The following is an 18974-nucleotide window of genomic DNA, read 5'->3' on the forward strand; positions in this document are numbered from 1 at the left end:
TTCAAGGTCGTTCCGACCGGGACAACTATGGCCGACGCCACGGTTATTCCGCGTCGCGGGCCTTTCGCGGTTAAGCTCTGGCCGTGGCTGAGACCGAAGAGAAGACCGAGACCGCCGCCCCCACGTCGCGCCAGGTCGCGGCCGCCCGTGACTTCGTGAAGCGGCACGGGAAGCCGTCGCGCGCGGTGGTGGAGAACATCGGCCGGATCGCCGCCAGGGTCGTGCTCGTCGGCGCCGACGGCGCGCTCGGCGACGTCGTCGTCGCCTCCGTGGAGGCAGGCGAGGCGCTGGTCGAGGCCGTCGAAGACCTCGAACCCGCCGAATGGGACAGCGAGACCGTGAAGGCCACCAAGATCGGCCCCGAGCACCGCCGCCGGATGGCGGGGAAGTGAGCGGGTCCGCGATCTTCGTCGCCTGCTCCGCCCTGCCGGAGGGCGACGGCGACGAGCACGCCGTTCCCGAGGCGCTGGCCGACCTCGGTTTCAAGACCCGCTGGGCCGCCTGGGACGACACGACCGTCGACTTCGGCGCGGCGGACATCGTCGTGCTGCGCGCCACCTGGGATTACGCCGAGCGCCGCGACGAGTTCCTGTCCTGGACCGAATCCGTGCCCACGCTGGCCAATGCGGCCGAAGTCGTGCGGTGGAACACCGACAAGTCCTATCTGGCCGAACTGGGTGACGCCGGGGTCGCGGTCGTGCCGACGACCTTGATCGCGCCCGACGACCCGGCCCCGCGCTGGCCCAAGGGCGAGTTCGTGCTGAAGCCCGCCGTCGGTGCCGGCTCGCGAGGAGCCGGCCGGTTCACGGCGGGCGACGCGGCCGCCGCTCATCTCGCCGGGCTGCAAGCGGACGGGAACACCGTGCTTCTTCAGCCATATCAGTCCAGTGTGGACAGTGACGGTGAGATCGCGCTGGTGTACTTCGGTGGCGTGTATTCGCACGCGTTCTCGAAGGCCGCGATGCTGGGCCGGGAGCTCGACGAGTCCGGCCTGTACGTGACGGAAAAGCTCGCGCCCGTGCAGCCTGCCCCAGGCTTCCGCGCGCTGGCCGAAGACGCTTTGGACGCGACAGCGGCGCTGCTGGGCATCCTGCGCGCGGAACTGCTCTATGCCCGCGTCGACCTTGTCGCCGGGCCGGACGGCAGGCCGTTGCTGCTGGAACTGGAGCTCGTCGAGCCTTCGCTCGGGTTCCGGCAGACCGAGGCCGCCGCGGCTTGGCGCTTCGCGTCGGCTGTGCGGCAGCAACTCGCCTGACCCGCCTCACCACGTGAGATGAAGGGGCCTTTCATTGCAAAATTTGCAATGAAAGGCCCCTTCATTGCAGCCGTCGCCCAGGGCAACTACCGCATTCAGGTGACCAACTGCGAAGAGGGTGTCAGGCCGGTTTGACGCGTTTCGCCGCGAGGCGCTCCGGCTTCGGCCACCGCACATCGCGCGCCCAGCCGAACTTCTCGAACAGCCAGATCACCCGCGCCGACACGTCGACCTGCCCGCGCAGGACACCGTGCCGCGCGCAGGTCGGGTCGGCGTGATGAGAGTTGTGCCACGACTCGCCCATGGACAGGATCGCCAGCGGCCAGAAGTTCGCCGCCTTGTCGCGGCTGGCGAACGGGCGCTCGCCGACCATGTGGCAGATCGAGTTCACCGACCAGGTGACGTGGTGCAGGAACGCGATCCGGACCAGCCCGGCCCAGAAGAACCCGGTCACCACACCCCACCACGACCAGCTGAGCAGCCCGCCGAGCACCGCGGGCAACAGCAGGCTCAGCGTGATCCACAGCCAGAAGTAGCGGTTGACCACGCGAAGGTCCTTGTCGGCCACCAGGTCCGGCGCGAAGCGGTCGTAGTTCGTCACCTCACGGCTGAACATCCAGCCCATGTGAGCGTGCCAGAAGCCGCGCAGCAGGGCCGACGGCGACGTCCCGAACAGCCAGGGGGAGTGCGGGTCGCCTTCGCGGTCGGCGAAGGCGTGGTGGCGACGGTGGCTGGCCACCCAGAAGATGACCGACCCCTGCACCGCGAAACTCCCGGCGATGGCGAGCGCGATCCGGAGCGGCCGTCCGGCCTTGAAGGCGCCGTGGGTGAAGTAGCGGTGGTATCCGACGGTCACCCCGAGCGTCCCGACGGTGTAGAACACGGCCGCCAGCACGAGATCGACCCAGGTCATGCCCCAGCCCCACACGATCGGCACCGCGGCGAGCAACGCGACGAACGGGACCAGCAGGAAGGTCTTGAGGATCAGCATCTCCCCGGAGCCTCGCCGGTGGGAGATCAGGGGTTTGGACGGACTGGCCGGTGCGTCCGGCTCGGTGCTGGCGGTCATACGACACCTCGTGCCTCGACTCGGTGGTGAACCCCCGTGCGGGGCACCGAAACGCAGCGTAAGGGCAGCGTCTGGCGAGCACGCCGCCCGGGGGTTACGTCCGGTTTGCCAGGGGGTCAGTTCGAAGTGGCGAGTTCCCGCTCAGAGGCGTGGGAAACCGGCGCCGGACCACGATCACGTGAGCCGCACCACAGTGCCGCGGTCGAGATGATCACCAGTGCGGAGCCGAGGACGTGGAAGGACACCAGCGCTTCCGGCACGCCGAGTGCGTACTGCACCGAGCCCACGACGCCTTGGAGGACCGCGACGATCCACACGATGGTGTAGCGCCGCCACAACTGCTTCGGCGTCTCGCCCCGCATCAGCTGGAGCCCGAAGACGGCCAGCACGATCAGGTAGACCACCAGCAGTCCGCCGTGCACCTGGGTGAGCGTCTCGATCGGGGCCTGGAGCCGGTGGGTGCCGGGGTCGCCGCCGTGCGGGCCCGCGCCGGTCACGGTGGTGCCCGCCACCAGGACGGCCCACATCGACGCGGCGAGCGCGATCAGCGTCTTGCGGCCCGCGTCCGGGATCAGCCAGCGGGCGGGCTCGTCACCCTCCTTGAACGCCCGCAGCAGCAGCACCGCGAGCCAGACCAGGGGAGTGGAGGCCAGGAAGTGGAGCGCGACGGTCCACCATTCGAGTTTGGCGAGCACGGTGATCCCGCCGACGACGGCCTGCAGCATCACGCCGGCGGGCATCGTCCAGGCCAGCTTCACCAGACGACGACGGCTCGGGTGCTCGATCTGCACCCGCCACGCGGTGATCACGCACAGCGCGGCGACGGCGATGACGACGCCGGTGAGCATCCGGTTGCTGAACTCGATCCACTGGGTGAGCGCGTCGAATTCGGGGTGCGCGACCGGCACGATGCTGCCTTCGACGCACTGCGGCCAGGTCGGGCAGCCGAGGCCCGAACCCGTGACCCGGACGACCGAGCCGGTGACGCCGATTCCGGCCTGGGCGATCACCGCCGCTATCGCGACCGCCCGCTGGACCGCGAACGAGGGATACGGCAGACGCGCTACAAGGCTCTGGAACGGCACCGTCCGATGCTAGAACGCCGTTCCTGAGAGCGTTCCACCGGCCACACGCGGTGTGTCGGCCACCTCAGGTCAGCTTCGTGGTCTTGCTCGCCAGCGCACCCGCGACGACGCCCCAGCCGGCGAGCACCGCGAACGGGCCCCACCCGAACGAACCGTCCAGCAGCACCGACCGCAGGCCTTCGGCGAGCGCGCCCGAGGGCAGCAGTTCGACGATCCACGCGACGCCGGACGGCATCGTCGACGGCGCCAGCAGGATGCCGCCCGCGCCCAGCAGCACGAACCAGACGATGTTCGCCAGCGCCAGCACGGCCTCCGCGCGCAGCGCCCCGCCGAGCAGCAGGCCCAGCGCGCCGAACGCGAGGGTGCCGACGAGCAGGAACGGGATCGCGCCGAGGAGTCCGCCCAGCGACGGCGACCAGCCCAGCAGTGCGGCCACGGCACCGAGGATCACCGCCTGCAGCGCGACCACGACCAGCGCGGCGGCCACCCGACCGGCGATGAGCAGCCAGCGAGGCAACGCCGTGGCGGAAAGCCGTTTGAGGACGCCGTAGCGGCGGTCGAAGCCCAGTGCGATGGCCTGTCCGGTGAACGCGGACGACATCACCGCGAGCGCCAGGATCCTCGGCGTGATCCAGTCCACTTTGGACGTCGAACCGAGCTGGGCCGACGGCAGGATGTCCAGCAGCGACAGGCCGATCAGCAGCGCGAGCGGGATGAGCAGGGTCAGCAGGATCTGCTCGCCGTGGCGCAGGGTCAGGCTCGCCTCGACCTTCGCGTGCGTGCGCAGCATCTTGCCGAGCGAACCGCGGCCGGGGGCCGGGGTGAACGTGCCCGCGGCGAACCGCGGCGTCGGTGTGGTGGTCATGCGCGCAGTTCCCGTCCGGTCAGCTCCAGGAAGACCTCTTCCAGCGTGCGCCTGCCGACCTGCAGTTCCTCCGGCATGACGCCCTGCTGGGCGCACCACGCCGTCACCGTCGACACCACCTGCGGGTCGATCGCGCCTTCGACGAGGTACGTCCCCGGCGCGGACTCGTGCACGAGATGCCCCTCGGGCAGCGCCGCGGTCAGCAGCGCGGTGTCGAGCCGCGTTCGTGCCTTGAAACGCAACTGCGCCGTCTCACCGGCCTCGACGGTCAGCGACTGCGGAGTGCCTTCGACGACGACCTTGCCGTGGTCCACGATCACCACGGTGTCGGCCAGCGTTTCGGCCTCCTCCATCAGATGGGTGGTGAGCAGCACACTGACGCCGTCGGCGCGCAGTGCGCCGAGCAGATCCCAGACCAGGCGGCGGGCCTGCGGGTCCATGCCCGCCGTCGGCTCGTCGAGGAAGAGCAGTTCCGGGCGGCCGACGAGCGCGCAGGCGAGCGAGAGCCGTTGCTGCTGCCCGCCGGAGAGCCGTTTGAACGGCGTCTTCCTCGCTCCCGAAAGACCGAGGACATCCAGCAGCCAGGCGGGTTCGAGCGGGTTCGCCGCACACGCGGCGACCAGTCCGAGCATCTCGTCGGCGCGGACGCCGGGATACGCGCCGCCGCCCTGGGGCATCACGCCGATCCGCGGCCGCAGCGCGGATCCGTCGTGCGAAGGATTGAATCCCAGCACGCGGACTTCGCCTTCGTCAGGCCGCAGGAAACCTTCGCAGATCTCGACGGTGGTGGTCTTGCCGGCCCCGTTCGGGCCGAGCAACGCGAGCAGCGTGCCACGTTCCATCCGCAGGTCGAGTCCATCGACGGCGGTGGTGGATCCGTAGCGTTTCACCAGCCCGGTGATCTCGACGGCGGGGGTGTTCACGACAGGTCACGATACGGCCTCACGCCGGGACCGAATGCTCCGGGGACGGTCTGGACAGCAGCAGTGGTGAGAGGCGGTGGACGATGAACAGCCCCAGCAACGTGACGACCCCGGCGGCGGCCCACGCGAACGGCAGGACGAAGCCGCGGCCTTCGAAGGTGCTTCCCGTCGTCGGCAGCAGGAACGGCAGGACGGCGGTGACGATCGTCGCCGCGATGCGGAACCGCGAGGTCCCGGCCGCCGCGGCGAGCGGGATGATGGCCCACAGCAGGTACCAGGGCTGGAGCGCGACGTGCAGCACCATCACCGCGCCCAGCGAGACACCGAGGCCGATGATCGGCCGGTAGCGCCATTTGAAGCTGTCCCAAAGGAACTTGACCGTGACCGCGCCCGCGACGAGATAGCCGAGCGCGCCGAGGATCGGCACCATCGCGTTGGTGTGGTTGCCGAGGCCGAGGGCGATGCCAAGGACGCCGCCGAGCGCGGCGAGCTCCGACGTCGGCGAGATCCACGAGCGGACCAGCCCCGGCGTCCCGAGCGCGCCGACCCAGCCGAAACCGAGGCCGGTGCCGTAGCAGACCGCCACCAGGACCACCCCGAACAGCAGCGCCATCGGCACCGCGGCGGTGACCAGGTCCTTGATCCGGCCGTGCCAGCGTCTGGCCACCATCACGGTGAAGAACGGCAGCGCCAGGATCGCGTTGATCTTCACCGCGACGCCGAGGGTGATGAGCGCCACCCCGAGCCCGATGTAGAGCAGTTCACCCTTGGCCAGCGGGGGAGGCGCGTCGTGCTTGAACCGCACCGGCATCCGCTGGAGACCGACCTCCAGCCCGGCCACCATGAGCCCGATCGCCAGTGCGTCGTTGTGGGCGCCCGCGACGAAGTGGAAGATCAGCAGCGGGTTCGCCGCGCCGAGCCACAGCGCGGTCGCGGGCTGCACGCCGAACCGCCTGGCCAGCCGGGGCAGCGCCCAGATGATCAGGATGACGCCGATGAGCGCGAGCCCGCGCTGCAACAGCACCCCGGTGACGATGTTGCCGCTGCTCAGCGGGGCGAGCCAGCCGCCGAGGCGCAGCAGGAGCGGACCGTAGGGCGCCGGGGTCTCGCGCCACATGTTGGAGACGCCCGAGGTCAGCGGGTCGGACACGCCGAGCGCTTCGGCCGGGCCGAGTGAGTACGGGTCCATCCCGCGGGCGACGATCTCGCTCTGCGCGAGATAGCTGTAGACGTCGCGGGAGAACAGCGGCGGGATGACCAGCAGCGGCGCGCACCAGAGCGCGATGGTGCGGGCGAGCTGGCCCTGGGTGGCGAGGCGGCGGCGCGCGGGCTGGGCGAACCGGCCGAGCAGCAGCCAGCTGAGCACGATGATCGCCATCCCCGCCAGGCCCATCGCGAGCGAGACCATCGGGATGCGGGTGAACAGCCGCAGGACCGGGATCTCCTGCACCGGGTTGATCACCGACGCGGCGCCCGCGCCGAGCGAGCCGAGCGCGAGGAACAGGGAACCGACCGCGCCGAACCGGCGGACCACGTTCAGGCCGCGCAGTTCCTTGTCGTCCAGCGGCTCCGGTTCGTGCGGGTGCCCGGGGGTGAGCGTCGCCACCGAACCCGTCGCCGGGTCTTCCGGCTCTGCCCCGTCCGTGTCCCGCTGCGCCGGGTGATCGCCCACTACCACGCAGGAAGGGTAGCGATGCCGGGAACAACGCGACTCGGCACCTGGTTGCGGTGGTTGCGCGTGCAAGGAGCGCAACCCGGCACCTACTCGCGTCAGAGCAGGCGTGAAGTGACCCACGCCACTCCGTGAGGCACCCCTCTTTGCCGTCTCCCCGGAAATACGTCACACTTGTGTTGTGAAAAAGACGGGGACACGGAACGAGGCCGGTGGCGACATGCTCCGCGCCGAGGTTCAGCCTGTCCCCGCGCAGATCGGCCCCGAGGGCCGGACCAGGCATGAAGTGGCCCGCTTGCTGCTGGAACAGGGTCCGATGACCGCCGTCGTGGTGGCCGAGCAGCTGGGCATCAGCGCCGCCGCCGTCCGCCGTCACCTCGACGCGCTGCTCGCCGACGGCGAGGCCGAAACCCGGGACGCACCCCGCCGTGGCCCCCGCGGACGCGGCCGTCCCGCCAAGAACTTCCTGCTGACGGAAGCCGGCCGGGCCCGGTTCGGGCACGCCTACGACGACCTCGCTTCCTCGGCCATCCGCTTCCTCGCCGATCACGCCGGGGAAGACGCCGTGAAGGCCTTCGCGGAGGCACGAGTCGCCTCGCTGGTCGGCCCGCATCAGGACGCGATCACCAAGCACGCGGACCCCGCCGCTCGCGCCGAGGCCCTCGCTGCGGCGTTGACCAGGGAGGGTTACGCTGCGTCGACCCGTCAGGTCGGTGTCGGTGAACAGCTCTGCCAGCACCATTGCCCGGTCGCCCACGTCGCCGCCGAGTTCCCTCAGTTGTGCGAAGCCGAGACAGAAGCCTTCGCGGAACTTCTGGGCACCCACGTCCAGCGACTGGCGACCATCGCACGCGGTGACAACGCGTGCACCACACACGTACCCGCCGCTTCGGCGGGTCACCCGGCCACACCTGGGCCGGGAAGCACGGCGCCCTCCTCTGGGCGCACAGCACGGATCCCGAATGGAGGGAAACCCGCATGACTGCCGCTGCCGAGCAGCGCACTCCCACCACCGCGCCCATGAGCCAGGAAGAGACCATCGAGTCCCTTGGCAAGTACGCGTTCGGCTGGGCGGACTCCGACGAGGCGGGCTCAACGGCCCGTCGAGGACTGAACGAGGACGTCGTCACCGACATCTCCTCGAAGAAGTCCGAGCCGGAGTGGATGCGCGAAGCGCGACTGAAGGCGCTCAAGCTCTTCGACTTGAAGCCGATGCCCAACTGGGGAGCGGACCTCTCCGGGATCGACTTCGACAACATCAAGTACTTCGTGCGGTCCAGTGAGAAGCAGGCCACCTCCTGGGAAGACCTGCCCGAGGACATCAAGAACACGTACGACCGGCTCGGCATCCCCGAGGCGGAGAAGCAGCGCCTCGTCGCCGGTGTCGCCGCGCAGTACGAGTCCGAGGTCGTCTACCACTCGATCCGTGAGGATCTGGAGGCGCAGGGCGTCCTGTTCCTGGACACCGACACCGCGCTCAAGGAGCACCCGGAGATCTTCAAGGAGTACTTCGGCTCCGTGATCCCGGCCGGGGACAACAAGTTCTCCGCGCTGAACACCGCGGTGTGGTCAGGCGGCTCGTTCATCTACGTGCCCAAGGGCGTCAAGGTGGACATCCCGCTGCAGGCCTACTTCCGGATCAACACCGAGAACATGGGTCAGTTCGAGCGGACCCTGATCATCGTCGACGAAGACGCCTACGTGCACTACGTCGAGGGTTGCACCGCGCCGATCTACCAGTCCGACTCGCTGCACTCGGCGGTCGTGGAGATCATCGTGAAGAAGGGCGCCCGCTGCCGGTACACGACCATCCAGAACTGGTCGAACAACGTCTACAACCTGGTCACCAAGCGCGCCAAGTGCGAAGAGGGCGCGACCATGGAGTGGATCGACGGCAACATCGGTTCCAAGGTCACGATGAAGTACCCGTCCGTGTTCCTCATGGGCGAGCACGCCAAGGGCGAGGTCCTCTCGGTCGCGTTCGCGGGCGAAGGCCAGCACCAGGACGCCGGCGCGAAGATGGAGCACCTGGCGCCGCACACCTCCTCGACCATCGTGTCGAAGTCGGTGGCGCGCGGCGGTGGCCGCACCTCGTACCGCGGCCTGGTCAAGGTCGCGAAGCGGGCGCACCACTCGCGGTCCAGCGTGGTCTGTGACGCGCTGCTCGTCGACACGATCTCGCGGTCGGACACGTATCCGTACGTCGACATCCGCAACGACGAGGTCTCCATGGGCCACGAGGCGACCGTCTCGAAGGTCAGCGAAGACCAGATGTTCTACCTCATGTCGCGCGGTCTCGACGAGGCCGAGGCCATGGCGATGATCGTGCGCGGGTTCGTCGAGCCCATCGCGCGTGAGCTGCCGATGGAGTACGCGCTCGAGCTGAACCGCCTGATCGAGCTTCAGATGGAAGGGTCCGTCGGCTAGTCATGTCGGTTACCGAGAACAACGTTTCCGAAGCGATGCGCGAAGGGGTCGTCATTCCGGCGACCTCTCGCGCGGAGCGCTTCACCTCCTACGACGTCGAGGCCTTCGAGGTCCCCGGCGGTCGTGAGGAGAACTGGCGTTTCACTCCGATGAAGCGGCTGCGCGGCCTGCACGACGGGTCCGCCGCCGCTTCGGGTTCGGCCACTGTGGACGCCGACGCCGCGCCCGAACTGAAGATCGAGCAGGTCGGCCGGGACGACGAGCGCCTCGGCGCCGCGGGTGTCCCGAGCGACCGGATCGCCGCGCAGGCGTACTCCTCGTTCACCGAGGCCACCGTCATCACGGTGCCCAAGGAGACGAAGACGTCGAAGCCGTCGACGGTGAAGATCACCGGCCCCGGCGAGGGCAAGGTCGCCTACGGGCACGTGCAGGTGCGCGCCGAACAGTTCTCCGAGGCCGTCATCGTCCTCGACCACGTCGGCTCCGGCACGTACGCGGACAACGTCGAGTTCGTCATCGGCGATTCGGCGAACGTGACCGTGGTCAGCGTCCAGGACTGGGCCGACGACGCGGTGCACGTCTCCGAGCAGCACCTCAAGCTCGGCCGCGACGCCACGCTGAAGCACATCGTCATCACCCTGGGCGGTGACCTCGTCCGCGTCTCGCCGACGGCGACCTTCGCCGACAAGGGCGGCGACGTCGAGATGCTCGGCCTGTACTTCGCGGACGAAGGACAGCACCAGGAGCACCGTCTCTTCGTCGATCACGCGGTGCCGAACTGCAAGTCGCGCGTGATGTACAAGGGTGCGCTGCAGGGCGACGGCGCGCACACCGTGTGGGTCGGCGACGTGCTGATCCGGGCGGCCGCCGAGGCCACCGACACCTACGAGCTCAACCGCAACCTGGTGCTGACGCCGGGCGCGCGGGCGGACTCGATCCCGAACCTGGAGATCGAGACCGGCGAGATCGAAGGCGCCGGCCACGCGAGCGCCACGGGAAGGTTCGACGACGAGCAGTTGTTCTACCTCCAGTCGCGCGGAATCGGCGAAGACGCCGCGCGCCGCCTGGTCGTACGCGGGTTCTTCCACGAGATCCTGGTCAAGATCGGCGTTCCCGAGGTGCGCGAGCGCCTCGAGGCCGCGATCGAAGCCGAGCTCGAAGCCGTGGGCGTTTAAGTGGCCACGTCCGGAAGTCTGTCGGGGGTCTCGACGGCCCAGCGAAAACCTGGATCCGCCGAATACCCCCAACGAACTTCCGGACACGACCACTAAGCCCTCGTCCGTCCACATCAGACTTTTAGGAAAGAAATGCCTACGCTGGAAATCAAGGATCTGCACGCCTCGGTCACGACCGAGGAGGGCCCCAAGGAGATCCTCAAGGGCGTCAACCTGACCATCAAGTCGGGCGAGACCCACGCGATCATGGGCCCCAACGGTTCGGGCAAGTCCACGCTGTCCTACGCCATCGCCGGTCACCCCAAGTACGAAGTCACCTCCGGGCAGGTCCTGCTCGACGGTGAGGACGTGCTGGAGATGAGCGTCGACGAGCGCGCCCGCGCGGGCCTGTTCCTCGCCATGCAGTACCCGGTCGAGGTGCCGGGCGTGTCCATGTCCAACTTCCTCCGCACCGCGGCCACCGCGGTCCGTGGCGAGGCCCCCAAGCTGCGCCACTGGGTCAAGGAGGTCAAGGAGGAGATGGGCAAGCTGGAGATCTCGTCCGAGTTCGCCGAGCGTTCGGTGAACGAGGGCTTCTCCGGCGGCGAGAAGAAGCGCCACGAGATCCTGCAGCTGGCGCTGCTCAAGCCGAAGATCGCCATCCTCGACGAGACCGACTCCGGCCTCGACGTCGACGCGCTGCGCGTCGTGTCCGAGGGCGTCAACGAGTTCAAGGCCAACAACGACGCCGGCGTCATGCTGATCACGCACTACACGCGGATCCTGCGGCACATCACGCCCGACTTCGTGCATGTCTTCGCGGGCGGCAAGATCGTCGCGTCCGGCGGCCGTGAGCTCGCGGACGAGCTGGAGGAGAACGGCTACGTCAAGTACGCCGGCTCCACCGAGCCCGCCGCCGTCTGATCACTGAACTTCACGACTACACCGAGAGGAGTTGGCCCGATGACCACCACCACGGCTAACTCTGCTGTACCGCTGGACGTAGCGGCCATCAGGGCCGACTTCCCCATCCTGACCCGCACGGTGCGGGACGGGAAACCCTTGGTGTATCTGGATTCCGGTGCGACGTCCCAGAAACCGGCGCAGGTGCTGGAAGCCGAGCGCCGGTTCCTGGAGACCTCGAACGCCGCGGTGCACCGCGGCGCGCACCAGCTCGCCGAGGAAGCGACCGACGCCTACGAGTCCGCCCGCGTGCGGATCGCGGAGTTCGTCGGCGCCTCCCCGCACGAGCTGGTGTTCACCAAGAACGCCACCGAGGGCATCAACCTCGTCGCCTACGCGATGAGCAACGCCGCCACGGCCGGTCCCGGAGCCGAGCGGTTCAAGATCGGTCCCGGCGACGAGATCGTCATCACCGAGATGGAGCACCACGCGAACCTGGTGCCGTGGCAGCAGCTCTGCCAGCGCACCGGCGCGACGTTGAAATGGTTCTCCGTCACCGCCGACGGCCGCCTCGATCTGTCCAATGTGGACGAGCTGATCACCGAGCGGACCAAGGTGCTGGCGTTCACGCACCAGTCCAACGTGCTCGGCACGATCAACCCCGTCGAGTTCCTGGTGAAGAAAGCCCGCAAGGTCGGCGCGCTGGTCGTGCTGGACGCTTGCCAGTCGGTTCCCCACTTTCCCGTGGACTTCCACGCGCTGGACGTCGACTTCGCCGCCTTCGCCGGGCACAAGATGGTCGGCCCGTACGGCATCGGTGTCCTTTATGGACGCCGTGAACTGCTCGAAGCGATGCCGCCGTTCCTGACCGGCGGCTCGATGATCGAGCTGGTCCGCATGGAGCAGACCACCTTCGCCGCGCCGCCGCAGCGGTTCGAGGCGGGCACCCCGATGACGTCGCAGGCCGTCGGCCTCGGCGCGGCCGCGGACTACCTGTCGGCGATCGGCATGGAGCGGGTCGCCGCGCACGAACATCTCCTCACCGAGGCGGCGCTGGCCGGGCTCGGCGAGATCCCGGGCGTGCGGATCATCGGCCCCACCGACATGACCGACCGCGGCGGACTGGTGTCGTTCGTCATCGACGGCGTCCACCCGCACGACTCGGGCCAGGTGCTGGACAGCCTCGGCATCGCCGTCCGCGTCGGGCACCACTGCGCGTGGCCGCTGCACCGGGCCTGCTCGGTGCCCGCGACCGTGCGCGCGTCGTTCTACGTCTACAACACACTGTCCGAAGTAGACGCGCTGGTGAACGGTGTGCGTGAGGCGCAGAAGTTCTTCGGGGTGGCGTGACATGAACCTCGAGAGCATGTACCAGGAGATCATCCTGGACCACTACAAGAACCCGCACGGCCGCGGTCTGCGCGAGCCGTTCGACGCCGAATCGTTCCAGGTCAACCCGACCTGTGGCGACGAGGTGACGCTGCGGGTGAAGGTCGACGACGGGAAGGTCGCCGACGTCTCCTACGAGGGACAGGGCTGTTCGATCAGCCAGGCTTCCACTTCGGTCTTGACGGATCTCGTCGTCGGGCACACCGTGGAGGAGGCGTTCACCACCATGGACGCCTTCGTCGAGCTGATGCAGGGCAAAGGGCAGATCGAACCGGACGAGGAAGTGCTGGAGGACGGCATCGCCTTCGCCGGCGTCGCCAAGTACCCGGCCCGCGTGAAATGCGCCCTGCTCGGGTGGATGGCGTTCAAGGACGCCGTCACCCGCACGACCAACGGAGTTGAGACGGCATGACCGAACAGCAGACCGAAACCCGCGAGGGGCGCACGGCCGCCGACCTCGACGCCGAGACCACCGCCGCCCCGGACAGTGCCGACGTGGCGAAGGTCGAGGACGTCGAAGAGGCGATGCGCGACGTCGTCGACCCCGAACTCGGCATCAACGTCGTCGACCTCGGGCTGGTCTACGGCATCCATGTCGAGGCGGACAACACCGCCACCATCGACATGACCCTGACCTCGGCGGCCTGCCCGCTGACCGACGTCATCGAGGACCAGACCGGAGCCGCCCTCGTCGGCGGCGGAACCGGGCTGGTCAAGGACTTCCGGATCAACTGGGTCTGGATGCCGCCGTGGGGCCCGGAGAAGATCACCGACGACGGCCGCGAACAGCTGCGTGCCCTGGGCTTCACCGTCTGATCCTCTTTCGCGCGCTATGAAAGGTCCTTTCCTTGCAAATTTTGCAAGGAAAGGACCTTTCATTGCATTGGGGGAGGGGTCGAAGTACCTGAAGGTCCCCTTCATTGCGCCCCAAGTACATGAAGGGGGCCTTCATGTACTTGGGGTGCGACTGGGGCGTATAACGGCCTATACCGCGGCCCACGTGCGAGCAGCGATGCGTCCGGTGCGCCCAATGTGGCATTGGGGACGTTGGGTGTCCCCAATGCCACATTGGGCGCATCCCGGGCCCAGCCGAGCCGCGCGCCGCAATAGGGTGCCGGGATGATCGTCCGGTCCATCGCGCTTTTCGCGCTCGCCGCCCTGCTGGAGATCGGCGGCGCCTGGCTGATCTGGCAAGGGGTGCGGGAGCACCGCGGCTACCTCTGGATCGGTGCGGGCATCGTCGCGCTCGGCCTCTACGGTTTCGTCGCGACCTTGCAGCCCGACGCGAACTTCGGCCGCATCCTCGCCGCGTACGGCGGAGTGTTCGTCGCGGGTTCGCTGGCGTGGGGGATGGTCGCCGACGGCTACCGGCCGGATCGCTACGACGTCATCGGTGCCTTGCTCTGCCTGGCCGGGGTCGGCGTCATCATGTACGCGCCCCGGGGCTGAGCGGAAACCGCCGGCGCTAGTCTGCGCTGTGACCGAAACGGACTTCCCCGCTCCGCCCGCGGACGGACCCGGGCCGAAGCGAAGATTCTCCCCGCTCCTGCTCGTGATGATCCTGGTGGCGATCGCCGGCGTGGGCACCGGGGGATATGGCTTCTGGACCCTGATGGCGTACCGGATGACGAGCCTCTCCAGTGGCGTGATGGCTCCGACGATCCCGCGCGGTTCGGCCGTGCTCTATCGCTGGGCCGACGTGCCGGAGATCCCGCGTGGCGCGGTGGTCCTGATGGACCTGAGCGCCTATCCGGGCACGTCGGTCAAAGAGGGTTTGGCCGTTCAGCGGGTGATCGGTGCCGGCGGGGATCGGGTCGTCTGCTGCACGAACGACAACCTGATCTCCGTGAACGGAAAGCCGGTCAAGGAGCCGTACACCGATGACGACAACGGTTACGGGCGCAAGTAGTACCGGCCGTTCAGCGTCCAGGTGCCGCCGGGATCGGTGTACCTCGCCGGCGATGTGCGGAACAACTCCGTGGACTCGCGGCTCTTCGCGGGTATGCCCGGCGACGGTGCCGTCCCTCTGTCCAAGGTTCGCGGCGTCGTCGTCGGAATGGGGAGTCTTCTCGGTGCGGAGCCGTTTCCGCAGACCACCGCGTTCGTCGATGCGGGCCTTCCCGGAGATCCCTTGTCCGACACCGGGTTCCGTACCTCGCGGAACCTCGTGTTCGCCGGTGCCGGGCTCGTCGTCCTCGGTGTCATCGGGACGATCGTGAGCGTTGCCCGGTCCGCCGGAAAACGACGAAGAGCAGCCGCAATCCCACCAGCGCGCTGACCACCAGCAGGTTGTAGCCGAACATCTGGTGCAGTGTGACCCCTGGCAGCATCTGCGGGCCGGTCGCGCTGCCCAGCAGCAGTACGGCCATCAGCCCGGTGGCCGCGCCGACGAACGCCAGCAGGACTTCGTGCACCAGTCCGGTGACCACGTCCCGGTCACGTTCGTCGGAGAACAGCCGGACGTTGACCGAAAGCCTGCCCTGTTCCAGTGCGTTGCCGATCCGGTCGACGCGGCGGGGCAGCCGTCGCAGCACCGGCAAGAGCGCCATCAGTTCGTTGGTGGCCGTGGAGCGCAACGACTCGGGCCGCAGTCCGGCGCCGACCTGCTCGGCGGCGTAGGCGCGGGATTCGACGACGATGTTGAATCCCGGCGCCAGCGCGGCCAGCGTTCCCTCCAAAGTGGCCAGTGCGCGGAACACCGCCGCGATCGGCGGGGGCACGCTGAGCCGGAAGTCGGCGATCACCCGGAACAGGTCGGTGAACATGTCCAGATCCGGGGCCTGTCCGTGGTTGAAATGCTTGGCCACCAACGCTCCCAGTGCCCGCTCCAGTCGTCGCTCCTCGATCTCGTCCGGCCGGTCGACGATCTCCAGCAGACCGTCGCGCAACGCGGCGGGGTCGCCTCGGTCGAGCGCGAGGATGAGGTTCTGCAATCCGGCGCGCAGTCCCGAGTCGAGCCGTCCGACGGAACCGAAGTCGAGCAGGCCCAGCCTGCCGTCGGTGAGCAGCAGGACGTTGCCGGGATGCGGGTCGGCGTGGAAGACGCCGCTGCCCATCACCTGGCCGAGTACGCAGCGCAGCATCGACCGCGCGAGTTTCGCCCGCTCCGCGATCGGGACCTGTTCCCTGGCGGCGGCGAGCGGTTTGCCGTCGAGGCGCCGCATCACCAGGACACGTTCGGTGGACAGTTCTTTGTGGACGGTCGGGATAGCGACTTCGGCGCCGGGGTAGGCCGCGGCGACCGCTTCGATGTTCCTTGCCTCCGTGCGGAAATCGAGTTCTTCGAGCAGCGCGTCGGCGAACCCTTCGGCGAGGTCGACGACGCCGAGCGAACGCGCCCAGTCCGCGCGCAGGTCCAGCGCGGCCGCCACCCGGCGGACGATGTCGAGGTCCCGGTCGACCAGTGCCTGCACGCCGGGCCGCTGCACCTTGACCACCACGTCCTGCCCGCCGCGCAGTTTCGCGCGGTAGACCTGCGCGATCGACGCGGCCGCGATCGGTTCCGGGTCGAATTCGGCGAAGATCTCGTCCGGGTCGCCGCCCAGTTCCTCCCGTAGCACCATCGCGACCTCGTCGGCGTCCGCGAAGGCGACCTGGTCCTGGAGCTTGCTGAGTTCGTCGATGAACACCGGCGGAAGCAGATCGGAGCGCGTCGAGAGCAGCTGGCCGAGTTTCACGAACGTCACGCCGCCCTCTTCCAGCGCCCGCCGCAGCGATCGCGCCAGTTTGGCGTGCCGGACCTGGGCGAGGCCGGGTTCACGGCGGCCGGTGAGGTAGCGGCCGAGGCCGTGTTTGATCGCGATCCGGGTGATCTGCGAATAGCGCCGCGTCCGGGCCGCGCGGCGGCGCATCGACCGGATCCGGCCGATCAGCCCGAGCCCCGAACCCGATGGCAGGACGAACTCCGCGACGAACAGGAAGATCAGCGTCGCCAGGAACGCGCCGCCCGCCACCGGGATGACGAGCCCGGCGAAGGCCCCGCCCGCGTACATCGGCGTGGGGAACGCGCTGAGGATGCCGCCCGCGACGAGCCAGCCGAAGCCTGCGGCGCAGAACGCGCGGACCACGCCGATCCGCACACCCAGTACGCGGCGGGCGGCGACCACGAGCGGCCACAGCATCAGCGCGTAGACGGGCAGGGTGAGCAGGCCGAGCAGCAGGTTCATGCCGAAGAGCACATCACGCGCGGTCCGCGCTGGATTCCCGCTCCGGCGGGACGGTACTCACCCTTGAGAGGGAGCGGAGCCTGAGGTTGGAGGTCAAGAGCGACTGAATGCGGAACCCGCCTCGGCCGGAGGCCCCGCTATCGCGGTGGTAGGGCGCCTCGGCCGGAATCGTGAGTTGGATGATCAGGTTGCGTCCTGCCGACGTCGATCGCGGATGCGGGTTCGCAGATGGACACTGAGAGGGAGCGGACCCCGAAGTTGTACGTCGTGGTCGCCTCCCGGGGTGCGAACAGGACGCCGAGAACGGCGATCGCCGCGGCCGCGAGGAAGCCGGCACGGAGGTCGATGAGATCGCCGAGGAGGCCGATGAGCGGTGCTCCGGCCGCCTGGCCGAGCGCCAGCATCAGGAAGGCCACGCCGACACCGAACGCGGGCGCCGTCGGATAAGCCCTCGTACCCCACAGGATCAGGACACCGGTCAGTCCGATGTAGACGGCCCCGAACAGTGCCGCGGCGATGATGAGCGCCGGGAGGGACCGGGTGGCGAGCGCGAAGAGCGCCGTGGCGACGGCGAACAGGACCATTCCCACAGACCAGGCGCGCCGCAGTCCCGCCCGCGACGTCAGCTCGGCGGTGAACGCGCCTGCCAGGCCGACCGCGCCGAGGACGATCCACACCACCGTCGAGGCGGTCTCGTCGAGCCCGCCGACGCTGACGGCGATGTCGCGGCCGAAGGTCCAGATCGCCGCGCTGGCCAGGCCGAGCGTCGCGGCGGCGGGCAGCAGCCGTCCGGTGGCGGGCGGGAACAGCGGCGACGGCAGCCCGCGTGCGCGGTCGTCCTTGACCGGCGGCACCACCCGGGCGGTCCACAAGGTCACCAGCGCCGAGGCCGCGGCGAAGGCCCACCAGGCCATTCGCCAGTCGCCGATGGCCAGCAAGGAGACCGGGCCGGAGATCAGCACGCCGAGTCCGGTCCCGGCGTTCACCACGGACTGGGCGCGGTCGCGGCGGGTCACCCGGACGACGCGTGAGACCGCGTCGGCGAGCGAAGGGGAGGCCAGGCCGGTGCTGGCCCCGGCGAGGACGACGCCGAGCGCGAGGACGGCGGCGTTCGGCGCGGACGCGATCAAGGCGGTCCCCGCGGTGGCGGTCGTCCCGGCGGCGAGCGCGCCCGCCCGCGCACCCCAACGGGTGGTGACCGCGGTCGAGGCGACGACGGCGAGGCAGTACGCGACATAGCTCCCCGCCGCGATGGCGCCGAGTGTGCCGCCGTCGAGGCCGAATTCCGTCCGGAGGGTCGGCGCGAAGAGGCCGTACGCGTACCTCGCGAGTCCGTAGGAGACCGCGATCAGCGACAACCCGGCCGCGGTCAGGGTCAGCTCGCGTTTGTACGAAGACACCATCAGATCTCCTCCTGAGGTATACCGGTCGGTATACCTCAGGAGTGTTCCTGCATTTCGCGCTCAGGTCAACCGATCGGTATAGTCGAGGCGTGCTGACTCCAGCAGGTGAACGCGTCCTGAGCGCCGCGACCGAGCTCTTCTACCGGGAGGGCCTGAACGCGGTGGGTGTCGCGGCCGTGGCCGAGGCCGCCGGCGTCACGAAGAAGACGCTGTACGCGTGCTTCGGGTCGAAGACGGAGCTCACGGTCGCGTACCTGCGGCGTCGTCACGACGTCTGGTGGGCGTACCTCGAAGAGCGGCTGGCCGCCGCCGACCGGCCTCGGGCGCTGACGGTTTTCGACGCCTACGTCGATCACCCGAAGCTCGGCAGCGACAGAGGTTGCGCGTTCCTCAACGCGGCGGCCGAACTGCCTGCCGGCCATCCCGGGCTCGACGTGATCCGGCGGCACAAGGCGGCCGTGCGGGCGAAGTTCGCCGAGCTCATCCGTGAGGACGCCCCGGACGCGGACGATCCGGAGAAGCTCGCGGAGCAGCTCTTCCTCCTGGTCGAGGGCGCTGTCGCGCACACCGGTATCGACGGGGACGCGCATCGGGTCACCCTCGCGAGGGAGATCGCGGAGATACTGATGCGGGATCCGCGTATGGCGGGCACACGCTAGAAAG

At 68.9% G+C, this 18974-nt stretch carries 18 protein-coding genes and 1 pseudogene; 12 read left to right on the forward strand and 7 right to left on the reverse strand.

Features of this window, described 5'->3' with window-relative positions; all coding sequences use genetic code 11:
- Window positions 1–83 precede the first annotated feature (83 nt).
- Window positions 84–392 carry a hypothetical protein gene (locus DL990_RS11415; protein ID WP_125798638.1) on the forward strand — a complete coding sequence of 103 codons (309 nt, stop codon included), beginning with the start codon at window positions 84–86 and terminating at the stop codon, window positions 390–392.
- Window positions 389–1255: a RimK family alpha-L-glutamate ligase gene (locus tag DL990_RS11420; protein WP_125783726.1), complete on the forward strand. Its 867-nt coding sequence runs from the start codon at window positions 389–391 to the stop codon at window positions 1253–1255. Before DL990_RS11415 ends, DL990_RS11420 begins: the two co-directional genes overlap by 4 nt.
- A gap of 121 nt (window positions 1256–1376) precedes the next feature.
- Here the strand turns inward: DL990_RS11420 and DL990_RS11425 are convergent, their stop codons facing one another.
- From DL990_RS11425 to mptB, 5 genes are all read right to left on the reverse strand, one after another.
- A complete protein-coding gene (locus DL990_RS11425) occupies window positions 1377–2324 on the reverse strand; it encodes an acyl-CoA desaturase (protein ID WP_125783728.1) in 948 nt (315 codons plus the stop codon).
- Window positions 2325–2440: 116 nt separating this feature from the next.
- The gene (locus DL990_RS11430; protein WP_125783730.1) at window positions 2441–3409 is read right to left on the reverse strand and encodes a heme A synthase; all 969 of its coding nucleotides are present in this window, start codon (window positions 3407–3409) and stop codon (window positions 2441–2443) included.
- A 64-nt stretch (window positions 3410–3473) separates the two neighbouring features.
- On the reverse strand, window positions 3474–4274 hold the full coding sequence (locus DL990_RS11435; RefSeq protein WP_125798639.1) for an ABC transporter permease: 801 nt from the start codon (window positions 4272–4274) through the stop codon (window positions 3474–3476).
- Window positions 4271–5197 (reverse strand): ABC transporter ATP-binding protein, encoded by a 927-nt coding sequence (locus tag DL990_RS11440; RefSeq protein ID WP_125783734.1) that lies wholly within the window; start codon window positions 5195–5197, stop codon window positions 4271–4273. The genes DL990_RS11435 and DL990_RS11440 overlap by 4 nt, the downstream gene beginning before the upstream one ends.
- 19 nt (window positions 5198–5216) lie before the next feature.
- Window positions 5217–6803, reverse strand: coding sequence for a polyprenol phosphomannose-dependent alpha 1,6 mannosyltransferase MptB (gene mptB / locus DL990_RS11445; RefSeq protein WP_125798900.1), 1587 nt, complete (start codon window positions 6801–6803; stop codon window positions 5217–5219).
- A 286-nt stretch (window positions 6804–7089) separates the two neighbouring features.
- Here mptB and DL990_RS11450 point away from each other — a divergent pair, with 286 nt between their 5' ends.
- The 9 genes and pseudogenes from DL990_RS11450 (at window position 7090) to lepB (ending at window position 15020) form a co-directional block, all read left to right on the forward strand.
- Window positions 7090–7851 carry a metalloregulator ArsR/SmtB family transcription factor gene (locus tag DL990_RS11450; RefSeq protein WP_199746356.1) on the forward strand — a complete coding sequence of 254 codons (762 nt, stop codon included), beginning with the start codon at window positions 7090–7092 and terminating at the stop codon, window positions 7849–7851.
- On the forward strand, window positions 7848–9296 hold the full coding sequence (gene sufB, locus DL990_RS11455; RefSeq protein WP_125783736.1) for a Fe-S cluster assembly protein SufB: 1449 nt from the start codon (window positions 7848–7850) through the stop codon (window positions 9294–9296). The genes DL990_RS11450 and sufB overlap by 4 nt, the downstream gene beginning before the upstream one ends.
- Before the next feature lie 2 nt (window positions 9297–9298).
- Complete coding sequence (gene sufD / locus DL990_RS11460) at window positions 9299–10471, forward strand: Fe-S cluster assembly protein SufD (protein ID WP_125783739.1); 1173 nt, start codon at window positions 9299–9301, stop codon at window positions 10469–10471.
- A gap of 132 nt (window positions 10472–10603) precedes the next feature.
- Window positions 10604–11374: a Fe-S cluster assembly ATPase SufC gene (sufC, locus tag DL990_RS11465; protein ID WP_125783741.1), complete on the forward strand. Its 771-nt coding sequence runs from the start codon at window positions 10604–10606 to the stop codon at window positions 11372–11374.
- Between the two features lie 39 nt (window positions 11375–11413).
- Entirely contained in the window at window positions 11414–12703 is a 1290-nt protein-coding gene (locus tag DL990_RS11470) for a cysteine desulfurase (RefSeq protein WP_125783743.1), read from the forward strand.
- A 1-nt stretch (window position 12704) separates the two neighbouring features.
- Entirely contained in the window at window positions 12705–13154 is a 450-nt protein-coding gene (gene sufU / locus DL990_RS11475) for a Fe-S cluster assembly sulfur transfer protein SufU (protein ID WP_125783745.1), read from the forward strand.
- On the forward strand, window positions 13151–13558 hold the full coding sequence (locus tag DL990_RS11480) for a metal-sulfur cluster assembly factor (RefSeq protein ID WP_125783747.1): 408 nt from the start codon (window positions 13151–13153) through the stop codon (window positions 13556–13558). Before sufU ends, DL990_RS11480 begins: the two co-directional genes overlap by 4 nt.
- A gap of 303 nt (window positions 13559–13861) precedes the next feature.
- Window positions 13862–14191, forward strand: coding sequence for a YnfA family protein (locus DL990_RS11485; RefSeq protein ID WP_125798640.1), 330 nt, complete (start codon window positions 13862–13864; stop codon window positions 14189–14191).
- A 106-nt stretch (window positions 14192–14297) separates the two neighbouring features.
- Window positions 14298–15020 (forward strand): annotated as a pseudogene (gene lepB, locus DL990_RS41740) (signal peptidase I).
- On the opposite strand, the gene DL990_RS11495 reads toward lepB, so the two are convergent.
- Both DL990_RS11495 and DL990_RS11500 read right to left on the reverse strand, forming a co-directional pair.
- Window positions 14944–16908, reverse strand: coding sequence for an AarF/ABC1/UbiB kinase family protein (locus DL990_RS11495; protein ID WP_125783752.1), 1965 nt, complete (start codon window positions 16906–16908; stop codon window positions 14944–14946). The pseudogene lepB and the gene DL990_RS11495 sit on opposite strands and share 77 nt — an antisense overlap.
- 137 nt (window positions 16909–17045) lie before the next feature.
- Entirely contained in the window at window positions 17046–18311 is a 1266-nt protein-coding gene (locus DL990_RS11500; RefSeq protein WP_233620440.1) for an MFS transporter, read from the reverse strand.
- Window positions 18312–18400: 89 nt separating this feature from the next.
- Here DL990_RS11500 and DL990_RS11505 point away from each other — a divergent pair, with 89 nt between their 5' ends.
- Entirely contained in the window at window positions 18401–18970 is a 570-nt protein-coding gene (locus DL990_RS11505) for a TetR/AcrR family transcriptional regulator (RefSeq protein WP_125783753.1), read from the forward strand.
- Window positions 18971–18974 lie beyond the last annotated feature (4 nt).

Source organism: Amycolatopsis sp. WAC 01416 (genome assembly GCF_003947485.1).
Classification (GTDB): Bacteria; Actinomycetota; Actinomycetes; order Mycobacteriales; family Pseudonocardiaceae; genus Amycolatopsis.